The organism is Amycolatopsis sp. NPDC088138, assembly GCF_044741685.1.
Classification (GTDB): Bacteria; Actinomycetota; Actinomycetes; order Mycobacteriales; family Pseudonocardiaceae; genus Amycolatopsis.
In genome coordinates, this window is sequence record NZ_JBIUTB010000007.1 from 854147 (window position 1) to 872300 (window position 18154).

The 18154-nt window shown below is 71.7% G+C and carries 16 protein-coding genes; 9 read left to right on the plus strand and 7 right to left on the minus strand.

Translation table 11 applies throughout. From position 1 onward, the window contains the following. Positions 1-65: 65 nt before the first annotated feature. The 5 genes from ACIOD2_RS40795 (at position 66) to groL (ending at position 5125) form a co-directional block, all read left to right on the plus strand. Positions 66-743, plus strand: coding sequence for a TIGR00266 family protein (locus ACIOD2_RS40795; RefSeq protein ID WP_392756945.1), 678 nt, complete (start codon positions 66-68; stop codon positions 741-743). Beyond that, a complete protein-coding gene (locus ACIOD2_RS40800; RefSeq protein ID WP_400550531.1) occupies positions 743-1366 on the plus strand; it encodes an AIM24 family protein in 624 nt (207 codons plus the stop codon). The genes ACIOD2_RS40795 and ACIOD2_RS40800 overlap by 1 nt, the downstream gene beginning before the upstream one ends. 112 nt (positions 1367-1478) lie before the next feature. Continuing rightward, a complete protein-coding gene (locus tag ACIOD2_RS40805) occupies positions 1479-1685 on the plus strand; it encodes a cold-shock protein (protein WP_005164266.1) in 207 nt (68 codons plus the stop codon). A gap of 67 nt (positions 1686-1752) precedes the next feature. Further along, the gene (locus tag ACIOD2_RS40810; RefSeq protein ID WP_400550534.1) at positions 1753-3237 is read left to right on the plus strand and encodes a serine/threonine-protein kinase; all 1485 of its coding nucleotides are present in this window, start codon (positions 1753-1755) and stop codon (positions 3235-3237) included. Between the two features lie 259 nt (positions 3238-3496). Further along, positions 3497-5125 carry a chaperonin GroEL gene (groL, locus tag ACIOD2_RS40815; protein WP_247058577.1) on the plus strand — a complete coding sequence of 543 codons (1629 nt, stop codon included), beginning with the start codon at positions 3497-3499 and terminating at the stop codon, positions 5123-5125. A gap of 62 nt (positions 5126-5187) precedes the next feature. Here the strand turns inward: groL and ACIOD2_RS40820 are convergent, their stop codons facing one another. Beyond that, positions 5188-5520 (minus strand): hypothetical protein, encoded by a 333-nt coding sequence (locus ACIOD2_RS40820; RefSeq protein ID WP_400550536.1) that lies wholly within the window; start codon positions 5518-5520, stop codon positions 5188-5190. A gap of 172 nt (positions 5521-5692) precedes the next feature. Continuing rightward, positions 5693-5908, minus strand: coding sequence for a PspC domain-containing protein (locus ACIOD2_RS40825; RefSeq protein WP_247058574.1), 216 nt, complete (start codon positions 5906-5908; stop codon positions 5693-5695). A gap of 123 nt (positions 5909-6031) precedes the next feature. Between ACIOD2_RS40825 and ACIOD2_RS40830 the strand changes: the two genes are divergently transcribed. Continuing rightward, entirely contained in the window at positions 6032-6808 is a 777-nt protein-coding gene (locus ACIOD2_RS40830; protein WP_400550539.1) for a DNA polymerase beta superfamily protein, read from the plus strand. Between the two features lie 40 nt (positions 6809-6848). On the opposite strand, the gene ACIOD2_RS40835 is transcribed toward ACIOD2_RS40830, so the two are convergent. Further along, on the minus strand, positions 6849-7778 hold the full coding sequence (locus tag ACIOD2_RS40835; RefSeq protein ID WP_400550541.1) for an o-succinylbenzoate synthase: 930 nt from the start codon (positions 7776-7778) through the stop codon (positions 6849-6851). Positions 7779-7852: 74 nt separating this feature from the next. Between ACIOD2_RS40835 and ACIOD2_RS40840 the strand changes: the two genes are divergently transcribed. Continuing rightward, a complete protein-coding gene (locus ACIOD2_RS40840) occupies positions 7853-10642 on the plus strand; it encodes a BTAD domain-containing putative transcriptional regulator (RefSeq protein WP_400550543.1) in 2790 nt (929 codons plus the stop codon). Between the two features lie 251 nt (positions 10643-10893). On the opposite strand, the gene ACIOD2_RS40845 is transcribed toward ACIOD2_RS40840, so the two are convergent. Together ACIOD2_RS40845 and ACIOD2_RS40850 are read right to left on the minus strand one after the other, a co-directional pair. Beyond that, positions 10894-11739, minus strand: a complete 846-nt coding sequence (locus tag ACIOD2_RS40845; protein ID WP_400550545.1) for a DUF72 domain-containing protein — start codon at positions 11737-11739, stop codon at positions 10894-10896. Between the two features lie 1083 nt (positions 11740-12822). Further along, positions 12823-13584 (minus strand): DUF4253 domain-containing protein, encoded by a 762-nt coding sequence (locus tag ACIOD2_RS40850; protein WP_400550547.1) that lies wholly within the window; start codon positions 13582-13584, stop codon positions 12823-12825. 234 nt (positions 13585-13818) lie between these two features. Between ACIOD2_RS40850 and ACIOD2_RS40855 the strand changes: the two genes are divergently transcribed. Further along, on the plus strand, positions 13819-14391 hold the full coding sequence (locus ACIOD2_RS40855) for a DinB family protein (RefSeq protein ID WP_400550549.1): 573 nt from the start codon (positions 13819-13821) through the stop codon (positions 14389-14391). Positions 14392-14394: 3 nt separating this feature from the next. Here the strand turns inward: ACIOD2_RS40855 and ACIOD2_RS40860 are convergent, their stop codons facing one another. Continuing rightward, positions 14395-16041, minus strand: coding sequence for a DNA repair helicase XPB (locus ACIOD2_RS40860; protein ID WP_400550551.1), 1647 nt, complete (start codon positions 16039-16041; stop codon positions 14395-14397). 89 nt (positions 16042-16130) lie between these two features. On the opposite strand from ACIOD2_RS40860, the gene ACIOD2_RS40865 reads away from it, so the two are divergent. Beyond that, positions 16131-16769 carry a hypothetical protein gene (locus ACIOD2_RS40865; RefSeq protein ID WP_400550553.1) on the plus strand — a complete coding sequence of 213 codons (639 nt, stop codon included), beginning with the start codon at positions 16131-16133 and terminating at the stop codon, positions 16767-16769. Here the strand turns inward: ACIOD2_RS40865 and ACIOD2_RS40870 are convergent. Continuing rightward, positions 16766-18148 carry an FAD-dependent oxidoreductase gene (locus ACIOD2_RS40870; protein WP_400550555.1) on the minus strand — a complete coding sequence of 461 codons (1383 nt, stop codon included), beginning with the start codon at positions 18146-18148 and terminating at the stop codon, positions 16766-16768. The two genes, ACIOD2_RS40865 and ACIOD2_RS40870, sit on opposite strands and share 4 nt — an antisense overlap. Positions 18149-18154: the final 6 nt, after the last annotated feature.

Sequence of the window (18154 nt, forward strand, 5' to 3'; positions counted from 1 at the left end):
CCTCCCCCCTCCGGAACGGCGTGCAAGACTCTGCGTCGTCTGGAGCACGCCAACGGGGAGTACGCATGCAGGTCCGAGTCCGCAACCAGCCTTCGTTCGCCGTCGCCCGGCTGATGCTGGCGCCCGGGGAACCGTGCCAGGTGGAGTCCGGCGCGATGATGGCCACGAGCTACGGCGTGCAGGTCCAGTCCCAGGCGCAGGGCGGCATCATGAAGGGCCTCGGCCGCGCCTTCCTCTCCGGCGAGTCCTTCTTCATCTCCACCTTCACCGCGCCGCAGAACGGCGGCTGGGTCGACGTCGCGGCCAACCTGCCCGGCGACATCCAGGTGATCCCGCTCGACGGCCGCACCGGCTGGGCCGTCACGCGCGGCTGCTGGCTCGCGTCGTCGCACGGCGTGCAGACCGAGACCAAGTGGGGCGGCATGAAGAACCTGATGGGCGGCGAGGGCGGTTTCCTCACCCACGCCACCGGCCAGGGCGAGCTGCTCGTCAGCTGTTACGGCGCGGTCGAGACCATGACGCTGCAGCCGGGCGAGATGGTCACCGTCGACACCGGGCACGTCGTCGCGTACGCCGACACCGTGCAGTACCAGATCCGGAAGGTGGCGACGGGCATCATCCAGTCCATGAAGAGCGGTGAAGGCCTCGTCTTCGACTTCGTCGGCCCCGGCCAGATCATGACGCAGACGCGCAACCCGTCGGCGCTGATCAGCTGGATCATCTCGCACGTCCCGTCCCGCTGATGCGCGTCCAGACCCGGCACACGCCCGGATTCGGTGTCGCCCGCGTCCTGCTCGACCCGGGCGAGGCCGTGCACGCCGCGCCCGAGACGCTGCTCGCGAGCCGGTTCGGCGTCACCGAGACGGCGGCGGGCCGCGGCGGCGCCCGCGCGGGCAAGACGGCGGCGGTCGTCTACACGGCACCGTCCGACGGCGGCTGGATCGACTTCGCGCCGCTGCGACCCGGCGACGTCTACCCGCTGGAGCTGCGCGGCGGCACGGGCTGGTCGGTGCACCGCGAGGCCGTCCTGGTGCGGCCCTCGGCCGTCCGGCACGACACCGGCTGGGCGCCACTGCAGCAGCTCTTCGGCGCCGACGCGGGTTTTCTCGACCACTACAGCGGAACCGGGGCGCTCGTGCTGGCCGCGCCGGGCCCGGTGGACGCGTTCGAGCTCGCCCAGGGCGAACTGGTCACGGTCCGGCCGGACTACCTGCTGGCCTACCCGGACACGATCCAGTGCCGGCTGCGCGCACTCGATCCCGGCGGGCCGCAGTCGGTGCGCACGGGAGAAGGATTGGCGGTCGACTTCGCCGGTCCCGGGACGGTGCTCGTGCATGCGCGTAACCGGCGCCTTTCGGGCACGTGATCTTCAGACGAATTGCCCATTGCCGAGGGGAATAATTCCGGTAGCGTGATTGTCACTCGCGCCGCTGGCCCTAGCTGGGCCAGCGGATCCTTGTGTGCTGAGGGAGGGCGCCGTGGCTGTCGGCACCGTCAAATGGTTCAACTCGGAAAAGGGCTACGGGTTCATCGAATCCACCGAAGGACCGGACGTGTTCGTCCACTATTCGGCCATTCAGGCTGACGGATTCCGCACTTTGGACGAAGGCGATCGCGTCGAGTTCGAAGTCCAGTCCGGGAGGGACGGCCGGAGCCAGGCTGCCGACGTGCGGAAGGTGTCCTAGTCGACCGAGTTGACCTGTTGGGCGAACCCCCGGCAGCCGCCGAACCTGGGACGTTAGGCTGCCGGGCGTGACAGGCGATGTGTCGGGGGACCTCACCGGTCGCCGGCTGGGCAACTACCGCATCGACGGAGTGCTCGGCAAGGGCGGCATGAGCGTGACCTACAAGGCCACGGACGTGCGCCTGGGCCGGAAGGTGGCGCTGAAGGTCATCGGCGACCACCTCGGTACCGACGCCGAGTTCCGCGAGCGGTTCGTCGACGAGGCGCGCAACACGTCCGCGATCGACCACGCCAATGTCGTGCCGCTGTACGACTTCGGCGAGCTCGACGGCATGCTCTACATCGCCATGCGGATGGTCGACGGCGGTGACCTCGCCGGCCTGATCGCGGGCGGCCCGATCGCGCCCGCGCGCACGCTGACCATGCTCGACCAGGTCGCGGACGCGCTCGACACCCTGCACAACCGTGGTCTGGTCCACCTGGACGTCAAGCCGGCCAACGTGCTCGTGACGAAGAAGGAGACCTCGCGCGAGCACGTGTACGTCGCCGACTTCGGCCTGACGCGCCGCGGCGCGACCGGCCACCGCACCCGCGGCGGCGACTTCCTCGGCTCGCCCACCTACGCGGCGCCCGAGCACCTGCGCGGCGAGCCGCTGGACGGGCGCACCGACCAGTACGCGCTGACGTGCGTCCTCTACGCCTGCCTCACCGGCAGCCCGCCGTTCAAGGGTGACGTGCCGACGGTGATCAAGGGCCACCTCAACGGCGAGCCGCCCGCCATCTCCCGCGCCGTCGCGCTGCCGCCGGCCATCGACGAGGTCATCCGCAAGGGCATGGCCAAGAACCCGGCGGACCGCTACCCCAGTTGCGTCGAGCTGATCGCGGCCGCCCGCCGCGCGCTCGGCGCCCAGGCGACGTCGGACACCCCGCCCGGGCCCCCGGGGACGAATTCGGGTGGAGTTCCCGCGCCGCAGCGCCATGGTCAGGTACAACAAGGACCGCACCAGACCACGGCACCGCAGGGAGAGGGGGCCCCCGTGCACCCGTACGGAGGACAGCAGCAGCCCGGTTACGGGCAGCAGCCGGGGCCGCAGGGCCCTGGTGGCCCGCCGCCGCAGGGCCCGCCGCCCGGCTACGGCTACCCCCAGCAGGGCCCGCCGCAGGGGATGCCGCAGGGCATGCCCCCGCAGGGCATGCCGCCCCAGGGGTACGGCTACCCCCAGCAGCAGGGCATGCAGCAGGGCCCGCCGCCCGGCTACGGCCCGCCCGGTGACCCGATGCGCCTGCGCCCGCCGATGCCGGCGGGCGGCGCGGGCGCGTTCGACCAGACGAAGAGCGGCGGCGGCGCCAAGTGGGTCTTCATCGTGATCGGCGCGGTCGTGGTGATCGGCGCGATCGTGGCGGCGATCATCATCTTCAGCGGCGGCGACAGCGGCGGTGGCGGCCAGACGACGGCCCCGAACATCCCGGTCGGCCCCGGCGACTCCCAGGGCAGCCCGACGTCCTCGCTCAACGCGCCCCCGACGTCGATCTCCATCAAGCCGAGCTCCTGAATCCGTGCGGCGCTGAGCAGGTCTTCTTGCACTCTCCCCCTGAGAGTGCTAAACACGGCATTGGCACTCGACGCCGTTGAGTGCCAGGCGCGCGGTCACCGATCGCGTGCTTGAAGGTCGGGACGGTGAGGCTGTACCCCCACCCGGGTCCAGTCGTCCGTCGCGGGCACCGAGCCTGGCCGAGGAAAGAGTCCTGCTGCCGCCGCTGCAAAGCACTACAGCGCGGCGGTGGCGCCCAATACCGGAGGACCACACCGCAATGGCCAAACTGATCGCGTTCGACGAGGACGCCCGCCGCGGTCTTGAGCGCGGCTTGAACATCCTCGCCGAAGCCGTCAAGGTGACCCTCGGCCCGCGGGGCCGGAACGTCGTGCTCGAGAAGAAGTGGGGCGCGCCGACCATCACCAACGACGGCGTCTCCATCGCCAAGGAGATCGAGCTCGAGGACCCGTGGGAGAAGATCGGGGCCGAGCTCGTCAAGGAAGTTGCCAAGAAGACCGACGACGTCGCGGGTGACGGCACCACCACCGCCACCGTGCTCGCCCAGGCCCTGGTCAAGGAAGGCCTGCGCAACGTCGCGGCCGGAGCCGACCCGATCAGCCTGAAGCGTGGCATCGAGGCGGCCGTCGAGGCCATCATCGAGCAGCTGCACAAGGCCGCCGTCCAGATCGAGACCAAGGAGCAGATCGCTGCTACCGCCTCGATCTCGGCCGCTGACCGCACCATCGGCGAGCTGATCGCCGAGGCGCTGGACAAGGTCGGCAAGGAAGGCGTCGTCACCGTCGAGGAGAGCAACACCTTCGGTCTCGAGCTCGAGCTCACCGAGGGCATGCGCTTCGACAAGGGCTACATCTCGGGCTACTTCGTGACGGACCCGGAGCGTCAGGAAGCCGAGCTGGAGGACCCCTACATCCTCCTCTTCGGCTCCAAGATCTCCACCGTCAAGGACGTCCTGCCGCTGCTGGAGAAGGTCATCCAGTCCGGCAAGCCGCTGCTGATCATCGCCGAGGACGTCGAGGGCGAGGCCCTGGCCACCCTCATCGTCAACAAGATGCGCGGCACCTTCAAGTCCGTCGCCGTCAAGGCCCCGGGCTTCGGTGACCGCCGCAAGGCGATCCTGCAGGACATCGCGATCCTGACCGGTGGCCAGGTCATCAGCGAGGACGTCGGCCTCAAGCTGGAGAACGCCGACCTGTCGCTGCTGGGCAAGGCGCGCAAGGCCGTCATCACCAAGGACGAGACGACCATCGTCGAGGGTGCGGGCGACGCCGACCAGATCCAGGGTCGCGTCAACCAGATCCGCGCCGAGATCGAGAACTCGGACTCGGACTACGACCGCGAGAAGCTCCAGGAGCGTCTGGCGAAGCTGGCCGGCGGCGTGGCCGTCATCAAGGCCGGTGCCGCCACCGAGGTCGAGCTGAAGGAGCGCAAGCACCGCATCGAGGATGCCGTGCGCAACGCCAAGGCCGCCGTCGAAGAGGGCATCGTCGCCGGTGGTGGCGTCGCTCTCATCCAGGCTGCCGAGGCGGCCTTCGCCGGTCTGAAGCTCGAGGGCGACGAGGCCACTGGTGCCAACATCGTCAAGGTGGCCGTCGAGGCCCCGCTCAAGCAGATCGCGATCAACGCCGGCCTCGAAGGCGGCGTCGTCGTGGAGAAGGTCAAGGGTCTGCCGCAGGGTCACGGCCTGAACGCCGCCACGGGTGTCTACGAGGACCTGCTCGCCGCCGGCGTGCCGGACCCGACGAAGGTCACCCGCTCCGCGCTGCAGAACGCCGCCTCCATCGCGGCGCTGTTCCTGACCACCGAGGCCGTCGTGGCGGACAAGCCGGAGAAGGCTTCGGCCGCTCCCGCCGACCCGTCCGGTGGCATGGGTGGCATGGACTTCTGAGTTCGGCCGCTTCACCGGGAAAGCCCGGTCCGCTTCGGCGGGCCGGGCTTTTTCCTTGCTCGCTACGGTTTGGTGAAGAACCAGATGGCGAAGGCACCGGCGATGACGACGCCGAGCGCGAGCACGCCGAGGCCCCCGAGCCAGGCGGTGCTCGCCTCTTCCGCTTCCAGCGCGACGACGATCGCGCCGATCCCGGTGAGCAGGATCCAGATCGCGGCCGCCGCGGCGGTGAAGAGCACGGTCCGGGTGACGCTCGGGCTGCCGGTGTCGTTGAAGGCGAGCGCGAAGAAGGCGGCGAAGGCGGTCAGCCCCAGTCCGGCGAGCAGGTAGAGCCCGCCGAGGACCCCCACGACGACCCTCGCGGCCGTCCGGCTGGCGGTGTTCCCTTGATCCACGAGCGCGAACCCTAACCCCTCGAACGGGGTTCGCGGAGGGCATTTCGGCCGGTCAGCCCAGGGCGCTACGCCGAACGGCCCGGACGTCCCCTGGCGTCCGGGCCGCTGCTGCGCACACCCCTGGTTCCTCCGGCGGGCACCGGTTCCCCCTGCGAACCGGCGCCCGCCCCGGTCAGGAGTCTTCTTCGGGGGTCAGGATCGCGGCCGCGACGTAGATCGGGATGGCGATGCCGACGGAGAGGAAAACGGCGGCGACGAGCCCGATGCGCAGCACGTTCGCGTCGATGCCGAGGTACTGGGACCAGCCACCGCAGACGCCGGTGAGCATCTTGTCGGTACGGCTGCGGCGGACCTTCTTGGTTTCCGGGGTGTACACGCTGTTCGTCATGCACCAATGTTCGCCCGCCGGGGGCACCGCCCACATCGGGAAGGGCCCGGATCCGGACCCTGAACTCGGCCTCGGGGAAAACCAGGTGCCCACCCGGACCCGGGGCCGGTACAACTTCGGACCATGGAACACGACAGCCCCGAGTTCGCCGCGATCGCCGAGCAGGGCACGATCCTGCGCTGCCAGGTCGGTTCCGGCCTGCACGGTACCGCCGTCGACGGTCAGGACGACCGCGACGAAATGGGGCTGTGCGTGGAACCGGCCGAATACGTCACCGGGTTGCGGCGGTTCGAGCAGTACGTCTTCCGCACCCAGCCGGAAGGCGTGCGCTCCGGGCCCGGCGACCTCGACCTCATCGTCTACTCGCTCCGCAAGTGGGTCCGGCTGGCGTTGAGCGGGAATCCCACGATCCTGCTGCCGCTGTTCGTGCCGGCCGCGGAGATCGTCCGGATCACCGACCTCGGCCACGAGCTGCGCGCGAACGCGGACCGGATCGTGTCCCGGCAGGCGGGCCTGCGGTTCGCGGGTTACCTGCGGACGCAGCGGAAGCGGCTGCTGGAAGGCGAGCTGAAGGTCAACCGGCCGGAGCTGGTCGAGAAGTACGGCTTCGACACGAAGTACGCGATGCACATGGTTCGCCTGGGCGTCCAGGGTGTCGAGCTGCTCGAGACGGGCCGGATGACGCTGCCGATCGCCGAGCCGTGGGGCTCGTGGCTGCGCGACCTCCGGCAGGGCCGGCACACGCAGGCCGAAGCCGTCGACGCCGCGGCCGAGCTGGAAGACCGGCTCGACCGCCTGGTCCGGGGCGGGTCACCGCTGCCGGAGCAGCCGGACCACGGGTGGGCCGACCGGTGGCTGGTGCACGCGTACGACCACGCCTGGCAAGCCGCGGCGGCCTGAGGTCGTGAGTGGGAAACAGTGTTGGAACACTGTTTCCCACTCACAAGAGGCCGCGGACCCTCGCCAGTCTGGCTTCCCAGGCGGCTCGGACGTCGGCCGAAGCCTCGTACGCCTCTGTCGGCTCCGGGGGCTTGCGCAGCACCGGGAGGTAACCGTCCACAGGGGACAGTGGGTCCGCGCAGACGTCGCCTTCCAGCAAGGAGATCGTGCCCAGGCCGCACGCGAACTCCAGCTCCGGGAGGGCGCCCGCCAGCGCGAGGCCGGCGGCCAGGCCGACGCTCGTCTCCACCGCCGACGACACCACGCACGGCAGGCCGCACGCCTCGGCGACCTCCAGCGCCCGGCGGACGCCGCCGAGGGGGGAGACCTTCAGCACCGCGATGTCCGCCGCTCCGGCGACCGCGACCTTCAGCGGGTCCTCCGCGCGGCGGATCGACTCGTCGGCGGCGATGCGGACCGACACGCGGCGGCGGACCGCGGCGAGGTCGTCGATCGTCGGGCACGGCTGTTCCGCGTACTCCAGGCCACCCGCCGCCTTGTCGAGGTCGGTGATCGCGCGGATCGCCGTGTCGACGTCCCACGCCGTGTTGGCGTCGACGCGGATCGCGCCGGCCGGGCCGAGCGCGTCGCGGACCGCCTCGACCCGGGCGCAGTCGTCCGAAAGGGACAATCGGGTGTCCGCCACCTTCACCTTCGCCGTGCGACAGCCCGACGCCTTGACCAGCTCGTACGCCTTCTCCGCGCCGACCACCGGTACCGTCGTGTTCACCTCGACGCGGTCGCGGACCGGCGCCGGCCAGCCGAGCTCACTGGCTTCGAGGGCCGCGTGCAGCCACGGCAGGCTCTCGGCGTCCGAGTAGTCGGCGAACGGGCAGAACTCACCCCAGCCCGCCGGGCCGGGCAGCAGCACGCCCTCACGGACCGTGATGCCGCGGAAGCGGTTGCGCAGGGGAATCGCGTAGACCTTCATCACCGCCGATCATGCCACCGTCCCACCTCGGGTTATCGGGTGCCGATCAGCGCGTTTCCCGACAGAATGAGCCGGTGGTCCTCGATTTCCGCCTGCTGGGGCCGGCCGAGGTCACGGCCGACGGCCGCCCGGTGCCGCTCGGGGGCAGCCGGCCGCTGATCGTGCTGGCCGGGCTGCTGCTGCGCGCCAACCGCGTCGTGCCGGTCGACGAGCTGGGCCGCTGGCTGTGGAACGACGACCGCCGGCGCTCCAAGGGCGCGCTCCAGACGTACGTGCTGCGCCTGCGCCGCGCCCTCGGCGACCAGGTCGCGATCCGCACCGAGAGCGGCGGCTACCGGATCGAGGTCGCCGACGACTTGCTTGACCTCTCCCGCTTCCGCGCGCACGCCGCCCGCGGCCAGGCGGCGCTGGACCGCGGCGAGAGCCGGCAGGCGGCGGCGTCCTTCGCCGACGCGCTCGCGCAGTGGCGCGGACCGGCGCTGCTGAACGTCGAATCCGACGCGCTGCACCGCGACGAGGCCGGGCAGCTCGCCGAGGAACGCCTGCGCGTGCGCGAACTGTGGGCGGACGCGCTGCTCGAGGTCGGCGAGTACAGCACCGTCGTGCCCGAACTGACCCGGCTGACCAGGGAAAACCCGCTGCGGGAGCGGCTGTGCGAGCAGCTGATGGTCGCGCTGTACCGGTCGGGCCGCCAGGCCGAGGCGCTCGAGGTGTACCGCCGGATCAGCGGGGTGCTGGCCGAGGAGCTCGGGCTGGATCCCGGTCCGTCGCTGCAGCGCACCCGGCAGGCGATCCTCACCGGCGCCGACGACGGCGAACCCGCGCGCTACCGCCTCGGCGCCGAACCGCAGGTCCCGCACCAGCTGCCCGCCGACCTGCGGACCTTTTCCGGGCGCGAGAACGACCTCAAGGCGTTGCACGCGCTGCTGCCCGAGGCGTCCGACGCCGACGCCTCGACGCCGATCGCGTCCGTCGAAGGCATGGGCGGCATCGGCAAGACGACCCTCGCGGTGCGCTTCGCGCACGAGATCGCCGACCGGTTCCCGGGCGGGCAGATCCACCTCAACCTGCGCGGTTACGGGCCCGGCGAGCCGGTGGAGCCGGCGGCCGCGCTGGAAGCGGTGCTGACCGCGCTCGGCGTCCCGTGCGAGCAGCTCCCGGCCGACCTCGACGGCCGCGCGGCGAGCTGGCGGACGCACACCGCGGGGCGGCGGCTGCTGGTCGTGCTCGACAACGCCAACCGCACCGAGCAGGTGCGGCCGCTGCTGCCCGGGCCGGGCAACCTGGTCGTGATCACCAGCCGCTGGCAGCTGCGGGGGCTGGTCGCGACCCACGGCGCCCGCCGCGTCGCGCTGGAGGAGCTCGGCGACGAGGACGCCGTCGAACTGCTCGCGTCCACGATCGGCGTCGAGCGGGTCGCCCGCGACCCGGCGGCGACCCAGCGGTTCGTGCGGTACTGCGGCGGGCTGCCGCTGGCGATCCGGATCCTCGCGGTGCGGGCGGCGCAGTTCCCCGAGCTGCCGCTCGACGAGTTCGTCGACACCCTCGAAAGCGAGCACGACCTGCTCGGCTCGTTCGACCTCGCCGACGGCGAGGGCACCAACATCCGTTCGGTGTTTTCGTACTCCTACCAGGCACTGGAGCCCGCGGCGGCGCGGTTGCTGAGGCTGCTCGGGCTGTCCACCGGAGTCGACTTCACCGCGCCCGCGGCGGCCGCCGTCGCCGGCCTGGACCTGACGCGGACCCGGCCGCTGCTCGCGACCCTGGAGGCCGCGCACCTGCTGGCCCAGCCGCGGCCGGGCCGCTACCAGTTCCACGACCTGATCCGCGCGTACGCCGGCGAAGTCGCGGAGCAGGTCGACAGCGCGGAGGAGCGTGACGCCGCGCTCGACCGGCTGCTCGGCTGGTACCTGGCGTCGGCGCTCAACGCGTCACGGCGGATGCGGCCCGAGCGCTACTACCGCCTGCTGGAGCCGGCCGACGTCGAGGGCGAGCTGACGTTCGCCGAGTACCACGACGCGCTGGACTGGTTCGACGAAGAGGCGGGCAACCTGATCGCCGCGGTGCACCTGGCGCGGCGACGGCGGGACGACGTCTGCTGGAAGCTCGCCTGGCTGATGCAGAGTTATTTCGCGCCACGCTCGCAGCTGGACGACTGGCGCTCGGTGTTCGGCGTGGCGCTCGAAGCCGCGCGGGACAGCGGCCACCGGCCGGGCGAAGCGGGCATCCTCAGCGGACTCGGCGTCATCCACGGCGTGCTGCGGCAGTACGCGGAGTCGCGGCGCTACCTGGAGGAGGTGCTGGCGATCCAGCGCGACCTCGGCGCGCGGGAGGGCGAGGCGCGGGCGCAGTACAACCTGGCCTTGGCGGCGCACAACCTGGACGACTACGCCTGGGCGTACGAGCACGGCACGCAGGCGCTGGCGATCGTGCGTGAGCTGGGGATGGGCGCGTTCGAGGCGAGTGTGCTGCGGGCGCTGGGCGACATCTGCACGTCGATGGGCGACCACGAGCAGGCGCTGGAGCTGGCCGACGCGGCGTTGGCGATCCTGGGCCCGGACGGCGAGTCCGTCGACACGAGGTTCACGCAGCACACCCGGGGCCTGGCGCTGATCGGCCTGGGCCGGCTCGACGAGGGCATCGCGTGCATCCGCGACTCGGTGGAGATGTTCTTCGCCATGGGCGAGCAGTACGAGGCGGCGGACGTCCTGGCCCAGCTGGGCACGATCCACCTCCGCCACGGGGACGCGGCGCCGGCCCGGGAGTGCTGGGTGCGCTCGGTGCGGTTGCTGACGGAGCTGGGCCACCCGGATGCCGACGACGTGCGAGCCAAGCTGGCGGCTTTGGTGGGCGCGCCGGGCTGAGGCGCTTTGGGATTGTTGGCGGGTGCTGCGGTTGTCGCGCCTCGACAAGGTTCCGCGGCGCGGCGGCCTTTCGCGAGGTTCGCGGTCAGTGTCCGTGCGCGAGCCGACTGCGCGCGGAGTGATCGGTGTCATCCGCTCGGCGCTGCCGCGTGGTTGTGTGCGGCGGACCGCTCGCGTGCCGACCCCCAGCGACAGCACGCAAGCCGGTCCGGCCCGCCCTTTAACCCAAGCCGAGTGCGCTCACTGTCCACTCACTGTCCTGTCGGCGGGCTCACTCCCAGCAGCTCGGCCAGGGCCTCCGCGTTGCGTGGGGCTTCCACCTTGACGTCGTTGTCGAAGTAGACGTGGACGTCTCGCTTTCCGTCGTCGTGCCAGGTGCGGATCTTCTCCGCCCACTCGCGCAGCGCGCGGTCCGAGTAGCCGCTGACGTACAGCTCCTCGGCGCCGTGCAGGCGGACGTACGCGAAGTCGGCGGTCTGGTCTTCGAGGAACGGCCACTTTCCCGCCGTGTCGGCGACCACCAGGGCGATCCCGTGCTCCCGCAGCAGTTCCGTCGCCGCGGGCTCGGTGAAACTCGGGTGCCGGACCTCCAGCGCGTGCCGCAGCGGCCGGTGCTTTCCTGCCTCCAAGTACGGCTTCGCCTTCAGCTTGTCGTCGTGGTTCTTCGCCAGTTCGGCCGCTTCCGTGGTGGTGCGCGGCAGGAGGGCGAAGAAGTTCACGAGCCGGTCGGGGTCGAACGTGAGCCGGGGTGGCAGCTGCCAGAGGAACGGCCCCAGCTTCGCACCGAGTGCCAGCACTCCGGACGCGTAGAAGTTGGCCAGCGACGTCTCGACGTCGCGCAGCTGCTTCATGTGCGTGATGAAGCGGCCGCCCTTCACCGCGAAGAGGAAGCCGGATGGGGTCTCGTCGAACCACGCGCGGTACCGCTCCGGGCGCTGCAACGAGTAGAACGAGCCGTTGAGCTCGACCGCGCTCAGCCGCCGCGAAAGGTATTCGAGCTCGCGCCGCTGCGCCAGCCCCGGCGGGTAGAAATCCCCGCGCCAGGGCGGGTAGCGCCAGCCCGACGTCCCGATCCGGATTTCGGCGATCGCTCTCACCGCCTTCCCGCGCTGGGTGATGCCCGCTCGCCGGCACCCCCAAACGCGCCCGCGCGGCCGCCGTCCGGACCAGCGGACCGCCGGGCGGGACAGCTGACCCAACTTGGCGGACGGCCGTCTCACCGGCCCTTTGACGTGTCTGCTCATCGCCCCGCCTGCCGGCGGTGTCCCGCGCCGCCCCGCTGCGGCGCCGCGAATCCGGCGGGGCGGCCCTGCCTCGCCGGTGCCCGGACTCCTTTGCGCGCTCTCATGCCCAGGAGGGCTGTCGGTGTCGCGCGGGCGGGCGTCTTGAGTCCGGTGCCCGCGCCGCGCGGGATGGTCAGTGTGGGTTGCTGTGATGTGGTTGCCGGTGTCGGGTGGTTGTGCTGGGGAGGGCTGTCGGTGTGCCGCGGGCCGGCATCTTGAGTCCGGTGTCCGCGGCGCGCGGGGTGGCGGTTGCCGGGCCGGGTGTGGGTTGCGGCGATGTGATGGGTGGTCGCTGGTGTCGGGTGCTTGTGCGGGTTGTCGTGCCCAGGCGGGCTGTCGGTGTCGTGCGGGCGGGCGCCTTGAGTCTGGTGCCCGCGCCGCGCGGGGTGGTTGGTGTGGGTTGCGGTGGTGTGGTGGGTGGTTGCCGGTGTCGGGTGTTTGTGTGGGGTGTGGTGAAGGGGAGGACCGCCGGTGTCGTGCGGGCGTGCGTCTTGGGCCTGGTGCCCGCGCCGCGCGGGGTTGGTGGTGTGGTGGGGGGTTGCTGGTGTCGGGTGGTTGTGTGGGTTGTCGTGCCCAGGACACTCGCCGGTGTCGTGCGGGCGGGCGTCTTGGGCCTGGTGCCCGCGCCGCGCGGGGTTGGTGGTGTGGTGGGTGGTCGCTGGTGTCGGGTGGTTGTGTGGGTTGTCGTGCCCAGGACACTCGCCGGTGTCGTGCGGGCGGGCGTCTTGAGTCCGGTGCCCGCACCGCGCGGGGTTGGTGGTGTCGTGAGTGGTCGCTGATGTCGGATGCTTGTGTACGTTGTCGTGCCGGGGAGGGCAGCCGCTGTGCCGCGGGCGGGCGTCTTGGGTCCGGCGCCCACGCCGCGCCGGGTGGTGGGTGGCCGCCGGTGTCGGGTGCTCATGCCCAGGAGAACCGCCAGTGCCGCGACTGCACCAGGTCCGACGCGTACTCGCGCAGGTTGCCCGGCTGGGCCGCGAACGTCGGCAGGCTGAACGCCCGGTGCTCCGCCGCCACCGACAGGGCCCTCGCCTGGTTGCGGGGTGGGGCCGACACCGACAGCTCGATGGCGTCGAACCCCAGCACCACCAGCGTCGCCCCGAAGCGGTCCTCCCAGCTGCGCAGCACCGCCGACAGCTCGGCGACCTGGTCGGTGCACTTGATCATGCCCGTCCAGCCCAGCAGGGCCGGGATGTCCGCGGGCCGCTCGGTCTGGACCAGGCCGAGCCGGTGCGGGGCGCGGTTGGCCAGGATCGAGCCGGTGTTGCCCGCCTCGGCCAGCGGGTCGGAGCGGCGCGGGCTGCGCTTGGCCAACCCGGGGAACCGCGCGGTGAAGGGGCGCAGGCAGGCGCCGTCGCAGCAGGAGCCGTCCCACCAGCGGTCGAGGACCATGGCCGGGTCGGCCGACGCGACCCGGTGGCCGGCCGGGGCGAGCCGGCCGCGGTCGTCGATCCAGTCCTCGCCGTTCGCCGCGAAGCGCTGGTCGTGCGGGATCAGCACCGGCCACAGCCCGGACCGCTCGAACTCGGCCACGCAGCCCAGGTAGCGCTCGGGCCGGGTCAAGGGCAGGTCGGACACCCACAGCCTGCCGTGCCACGACCCCGGTGGCAGGGTCTGGACCGGCGGCGCGGGGGTACCGGGGCGGAGCGGTGCGATCGTCATGACGTCCCCTCGAACTTGTGTTCGGCTGGTGCATGTCGAACAGTAGTTCGAGGGTCTGACAATTTCCAGCGTCCGGCCCGCTCATCCGTTCGAGTGAATCCGGAAAATCGCAGGTCAGGAAGCTGCACGAGACGTGTGTGGCGGAAGTTGTTCCTGTGACGATGCGCTGGGCCGAACGGGGACGCCGCGGCCGCCGAACGCGAGCGGTCCGCCCGTTGGTGCAAGCTGGGAACCGTGATCGACGACTTCGCGAAGGACTACCTGCACAGTGACCTGCGAGAGATCCGGGAGGCGATGCTCCAGAAGCTCGACGGGCTGTCCGAGTACGACATCCGGCGTCCGCTGACCGCGACCGGGACCAACCTGCTCGGCCTGGTCAAGCACCTCGCGGTGGGCGAGGCCCGCTACTTCGGGGAGGTCTTCGGCCGGCCGTCTCCCGACGCCGTCCCGCGGTGGGACGACCTCGAGCGGCGCGGCACCGACATGTGGGCGGCCGAGCACGAGACGCGTGAGGACATCACCGGCCGCTACCAGCGCGTCTGGGCGCACTCCGACGCGACGATCGCCGCGCTGGCCGTCGACGCACCCGGCCACGTGCCCTGGTGGCCGCGCCCGGACGTGATGCTCTTCAACGTCCTGGTCCACGTGCTCACCGAGACCAACCGGCACGCCGGGCACGCCGACGTCCTGCGTGAGCAGCTGGACGGCACGCTGGCGACCGACACCCAGCGCGACCAGGCGTTCTGGGCGGCCAGGCGCGCGGAGGTCGACCGGGCGGCGAGGGCCGCCGGCCCGGTCGGCCCCTGAGCGTCAGAGCGGCCGGAGCAGGTCGTCCGCGTCGACGATGTGGTAGGCGTAGCCCTGCTCCGCGAGGAACCGCTGGCGGTGCGCCGCGTACTCCGTGTCGACCGTGTCCCTCGAGACGATCGAGTAGAAGTGGGCCTGGCGGCCGTCGCCCTTGGGGCGCAGGAGGCGGCCGAGGCGCTGGGCCTCCTCCTGCCGCGAGCCGAACGTGCCGGAGACCTGGATCGCCACCGACGCCTCGGGCAGGTCGATCGAGAAGTTCGCGACCTTCGACACGACCAGCGTGCGGATCTCGCCGCGGCGGAACTTGTCGAACAGCTCCTCGCGCTCCTTGTTCCGCGTGGAGCCCTGGATCACCGGGGCGTCGAGCTCGTCGCCGAGCATCTCCAGCTGGTCGAGGTAGGCGCCGATGACGAGCGTCGGCTCGCCCGCGTGCTTCTCGACGATCGACTTGATCACCGGCGTCTTCGTCTGCGCCGTCGCCGCCAGCTTGTAGCGCTCGTCGGCCTCGGCCGTCGCGTAGCCGAGGCGCTCGGCGTCGGTCAGCGTGACGCGGACCTCGGTGCACTCCGCCGGCGCGATCCAGCCCTGCGCCTCGATGTCGCGCCAGGGCACGTCGTAGCGCTTCGGCCCGATCAGCGAGAAGACGTCGCCCTCGCGGCCGTCCTCGCGCACCAGCGTCGCCGTCAGGCCGAGGCGCCGCCGGGACTGCAGGTCCGCGGTCATCCGGAACACCGGCGCGGGCAGCAGGTGGACCTCGTCGTAGACGACCAGGCCCCAGTCGCGCGAGTCGAACAGCTCCAGGTGCCGGTACTCGCCCTTGGTCTTGCGGGTGACCACCTGGTACGTCGCGATGGTGACCGGCCGGACCTCCTTCTTCTCGCCGGAGTACTCGCCGATCTCCTCCTCGGTCAGCGACGTCCGGGCGATGAGCTCGCGCTTCCACTGCCGGCCGGCGACCGTGTTCGTCACCAGGATCAGCGTCGTGGCCTGCGCCTTCGCCATGGCGGCCGCGCCGACCAGCGTCTTGCCCGCGCCGCAGGGGAGCACGACGACGCCGGAGCCGCCCGCCCAGAACGCCTCGGCGGCCATCCGCTGGTAGTCGCGCAGCTGCCAGTCCGACTCGTCGAGCGCGATCGGGTGCGCCTCGCCGTCGACGTACCCGGCGAGGTCCTCGGCCGGCCAGCCGACCTTCAGCAGCGCCTGCTTGAGCCGCCCGCGCTCGGACGGGTGGACGAGCACGGTGTCGTCGTCGATCTTCGCGCCCAGCATCGGGCTGATCTTCTTGTTCCGCGAGACCTCGGTGAGGACCGCGCGGTCGGTGGTCGACATCACCAGGCCGTGGGCCGGGTGGTTGGCGATCTGCAGCCGCCCGAACCGGCCCATCACGTCGACGACGTCGATCAGCAGCGGCTGCGGCACCGGGAAGCGCGAGTACGTCGTCAGCGCGTCGACGACCTGCTCGGCGTCGTGTCCCGCGGCGCGCGCGTTCCACAAGGCCAGTGGGGTGATGCGGTAGGTGTGGACGTGCTCCGGGGCGCGTTCGAGCTCGGCGAACGGCGCGATCGCGACGCGCGCGTCGTCGGCCTGGGGGTTGTCGACCTCCAGGAGCACGGTCTTGTCGGACTGGACGATCAGCGGGCCATCAGTCACAACTACTGTTATACGTGCCTCGCTCCGGCCCGCTCCTGTCGCGGGTCCGCCGGTGGGACGATATGCCGAGGGGATCACTGGAGGGCACGTTGACCACACCACCGTCCGACGACAACCCGTTCCGGACGCCGGACTACGCGACACCGTCCGCGCCGATGCCCGTGGCGCCGATGCCGGGGGGACCGCAGCGGCCGGGGATTCCGCACTGGTTCAGCGTGAAGGTGCGGATCACGCTCATCGCGTGCGTCGTCCTCGCGCTGGCGGCCGGCTCCCTGGGGGCGCTGAGCATCGTGTGGATCCACCAGGCCGGGCCGCCGTCGGACGGCGACTGCCTGTACCTGACGCGGGAGAGCGGCGACAACCTCGCCTACCACCGCGTCGGCTGCGGTGAGAACAGCGCCACGTTCAAGGTCGAAGACAGCTACCGCGGCTCCTTCCGCTGCGGTGGCGGCGACTACGTGCGGTTCCAGATCACCGGCACCGGCTCGAGCACCGAGCGGACGCTCTGCCTGGCCTTGAACGTCGACCCAGGTGACTGCCTGCGCGACGTCGACGACGAGGCCACGGTCAGCAAGGTGAGCTGCACCGACCCGACGGCCCAGGAACGCGTCGAGGTCCTCTCCGGCTACCAGCGCGACGACAAGTGCGAGGGGGCCGACAAGGTGCTGTCCTACGTCGGCCCGCCGTCCCGCACGGTGTGCCTGATCCAGACCGGGGAGAACATCTAGCCGAACCACCGCCCCAGCTCGGCGGGCTCGGCGGCGTAGCCGTCGGGGCGGACCAGCAGCAGCCGGCCGCGGTACTCGGCGTCGTCGGTGGCCGCGCGCACGAAGCCGACCTGGCCGGTGAAGCCGGCCGGTTCCGCGTGGTCGCCGAGGTCGAGGAGCAGGCCGCGGCCGCTGTGCAGGAGCGCGGACAGCCGCGTCGGGCCGCCGTCCGTCGTCAGGTCGAGGTCCGGGACGCGCCGCGCGCCGGGGTAGCTCTGGGCGAGCCCGGACATGAGCCCGCTGAAGTAGCGGTTCCCGTCCGGCGTCCGCATCAGGTCGACGACGATCTCGCGCAGCGCCTCGACGTTCTCGCTCCGGTCCGGCGCCGTGAACACGCGCTGCGCGGCCGTGTGCCGCAGCACCCGCTCGGCCGCCGGGTGGCGTTCGTCGTGGTAGCTGTCGAGCAACCCGGACGGCGCCGTGCCGCGGACGGTCGCGGCCAGCTTCCAGCCGAGGTTCATCGCGTCCTGGACGCCGAGGTTGAGCCCCTGGCCGCCGAGCGGCGGGTGGATGTGCGCGGCGTCGCCCGCGAAGAGCACACGGCCGTGCCGGTAGCGCTCCAGCTGCCGTGTGGCGTCGTTGAACCGCGAAGCGCCGTACAGCTCGCCCAGGCGCGTCTCGACGCCGTACAGGGCCGTCAGGGCCTTGGTGACCTCGGCGTCCGTCACCGGTGCTTCCCAGCCGGGCTGCTCCGCCGTGGCGCCGAAGACGAACCGGTGGGTGCCGTCGCCGAGCGGGGTGAGCATCGCCCAGTACCCGTTCGCCTGGCGCGTCACCTGGCTGAAGTGCGCCATCCGCGGCGGGACGAGCTCGGACGCCGACGCGAGCCGGATGTGCGCGAGCGTGGCGACGTAGGTCTCGGTGCGGCCGGGGAACGGCAGCCCGAGCAGCTTGCGGACGGTGCTGTGCGCGCCGTCGCAGGCCACCAGCCAGCCGGCCCGGAGCCCGTCGACCGTGACACCGTCGTCACCGGCCTCGACGACGCGGACCTCGTGGCCGCGGCGGATGACCGCGCCGTGCTTGACGGCGTGCTCGGCCAGCATCGCCTCGACGTCGTCCTGGCTCCGGTTGCGCACCCGCGGGTGGCGGGTGCGCCAGGCGCTGTGGTCCAGCGGGACCGGCAACCCGGCGAAGTGGCCGCTCGGGCCGTCGAGCGACCGGTCGGCGGGATCCATGCCACGCAGCTCCAGCAGCTCGGCGGTCCGGGGCTGCAGGCCGACCGGCCGCGGCAGGATCGGCCCGTCGCGGCGGTCCAGGACGGTCACGGAAACCCCGGCGAGGGCGAGTTCGGCCGCGGTGGTCAGGCCGGCCGGTCCGGCGCCGGCGACAAGGACGTCCATCGTGCA

Coding starts and splice junctions, on each gene's coding strand:
- ACIOD2_RS40795 (WP_392756945.1), top strand. CDS start 66: ATGCAGGTCCGAGTCCGCAACCAGCCTTCGTTCGCCGTCGCCCGGCTG.
- ACIOD2_RS40800 (WP_400550531.1), top strand. CDS start 743: ATGCGCGTCCAGACCCGGCACACGCCCGGATTCGGTGTCGCCCGCGTC.
- groL (WP_247058577.1), top strand. CDS start 3,497: ATGGCCAAACTGATCGCGTTCGACGAGGACGCCCGCCGCGGTCTTGAG.
- ACIOD2_RS40825 (WP_247058574.1), bottom strand. CDS start 5,908: ATGACGAACAGCGTGTACACCCCGGAAACCAAGAAGGTCCGCCGCAGC.
- ACIOD2_RS40830 (WP_400550539.1), top strand. CDS start 6,032: ATGGAACACGACAGCCCCGAGTTCGCCGCGATCGCCGAGCAGGGCACG.
- ACIOD2_RS40835 (WP_400550541.1), bottom strand. CDS start 7,778: ATGAAGGTCTACGCGATTCCCCTGCGCAACCGCTTCCGCGGCATCACG.
- ACIOD2_RS40850 (WP_400550547.1), bottom strand. CDS start 13,584: ATGACGATCGCACCGCTCCGCCCCGGTACCCCCGCGCCGCCGGTCCAG.
- ACIOD2_RS40870 (WP_400550555.1), bottom strand. CDS start 18,148: ATGGACGTCCTTGTCGCCGGCGCCGGACCGGCCGGCCTGACCACCGCG.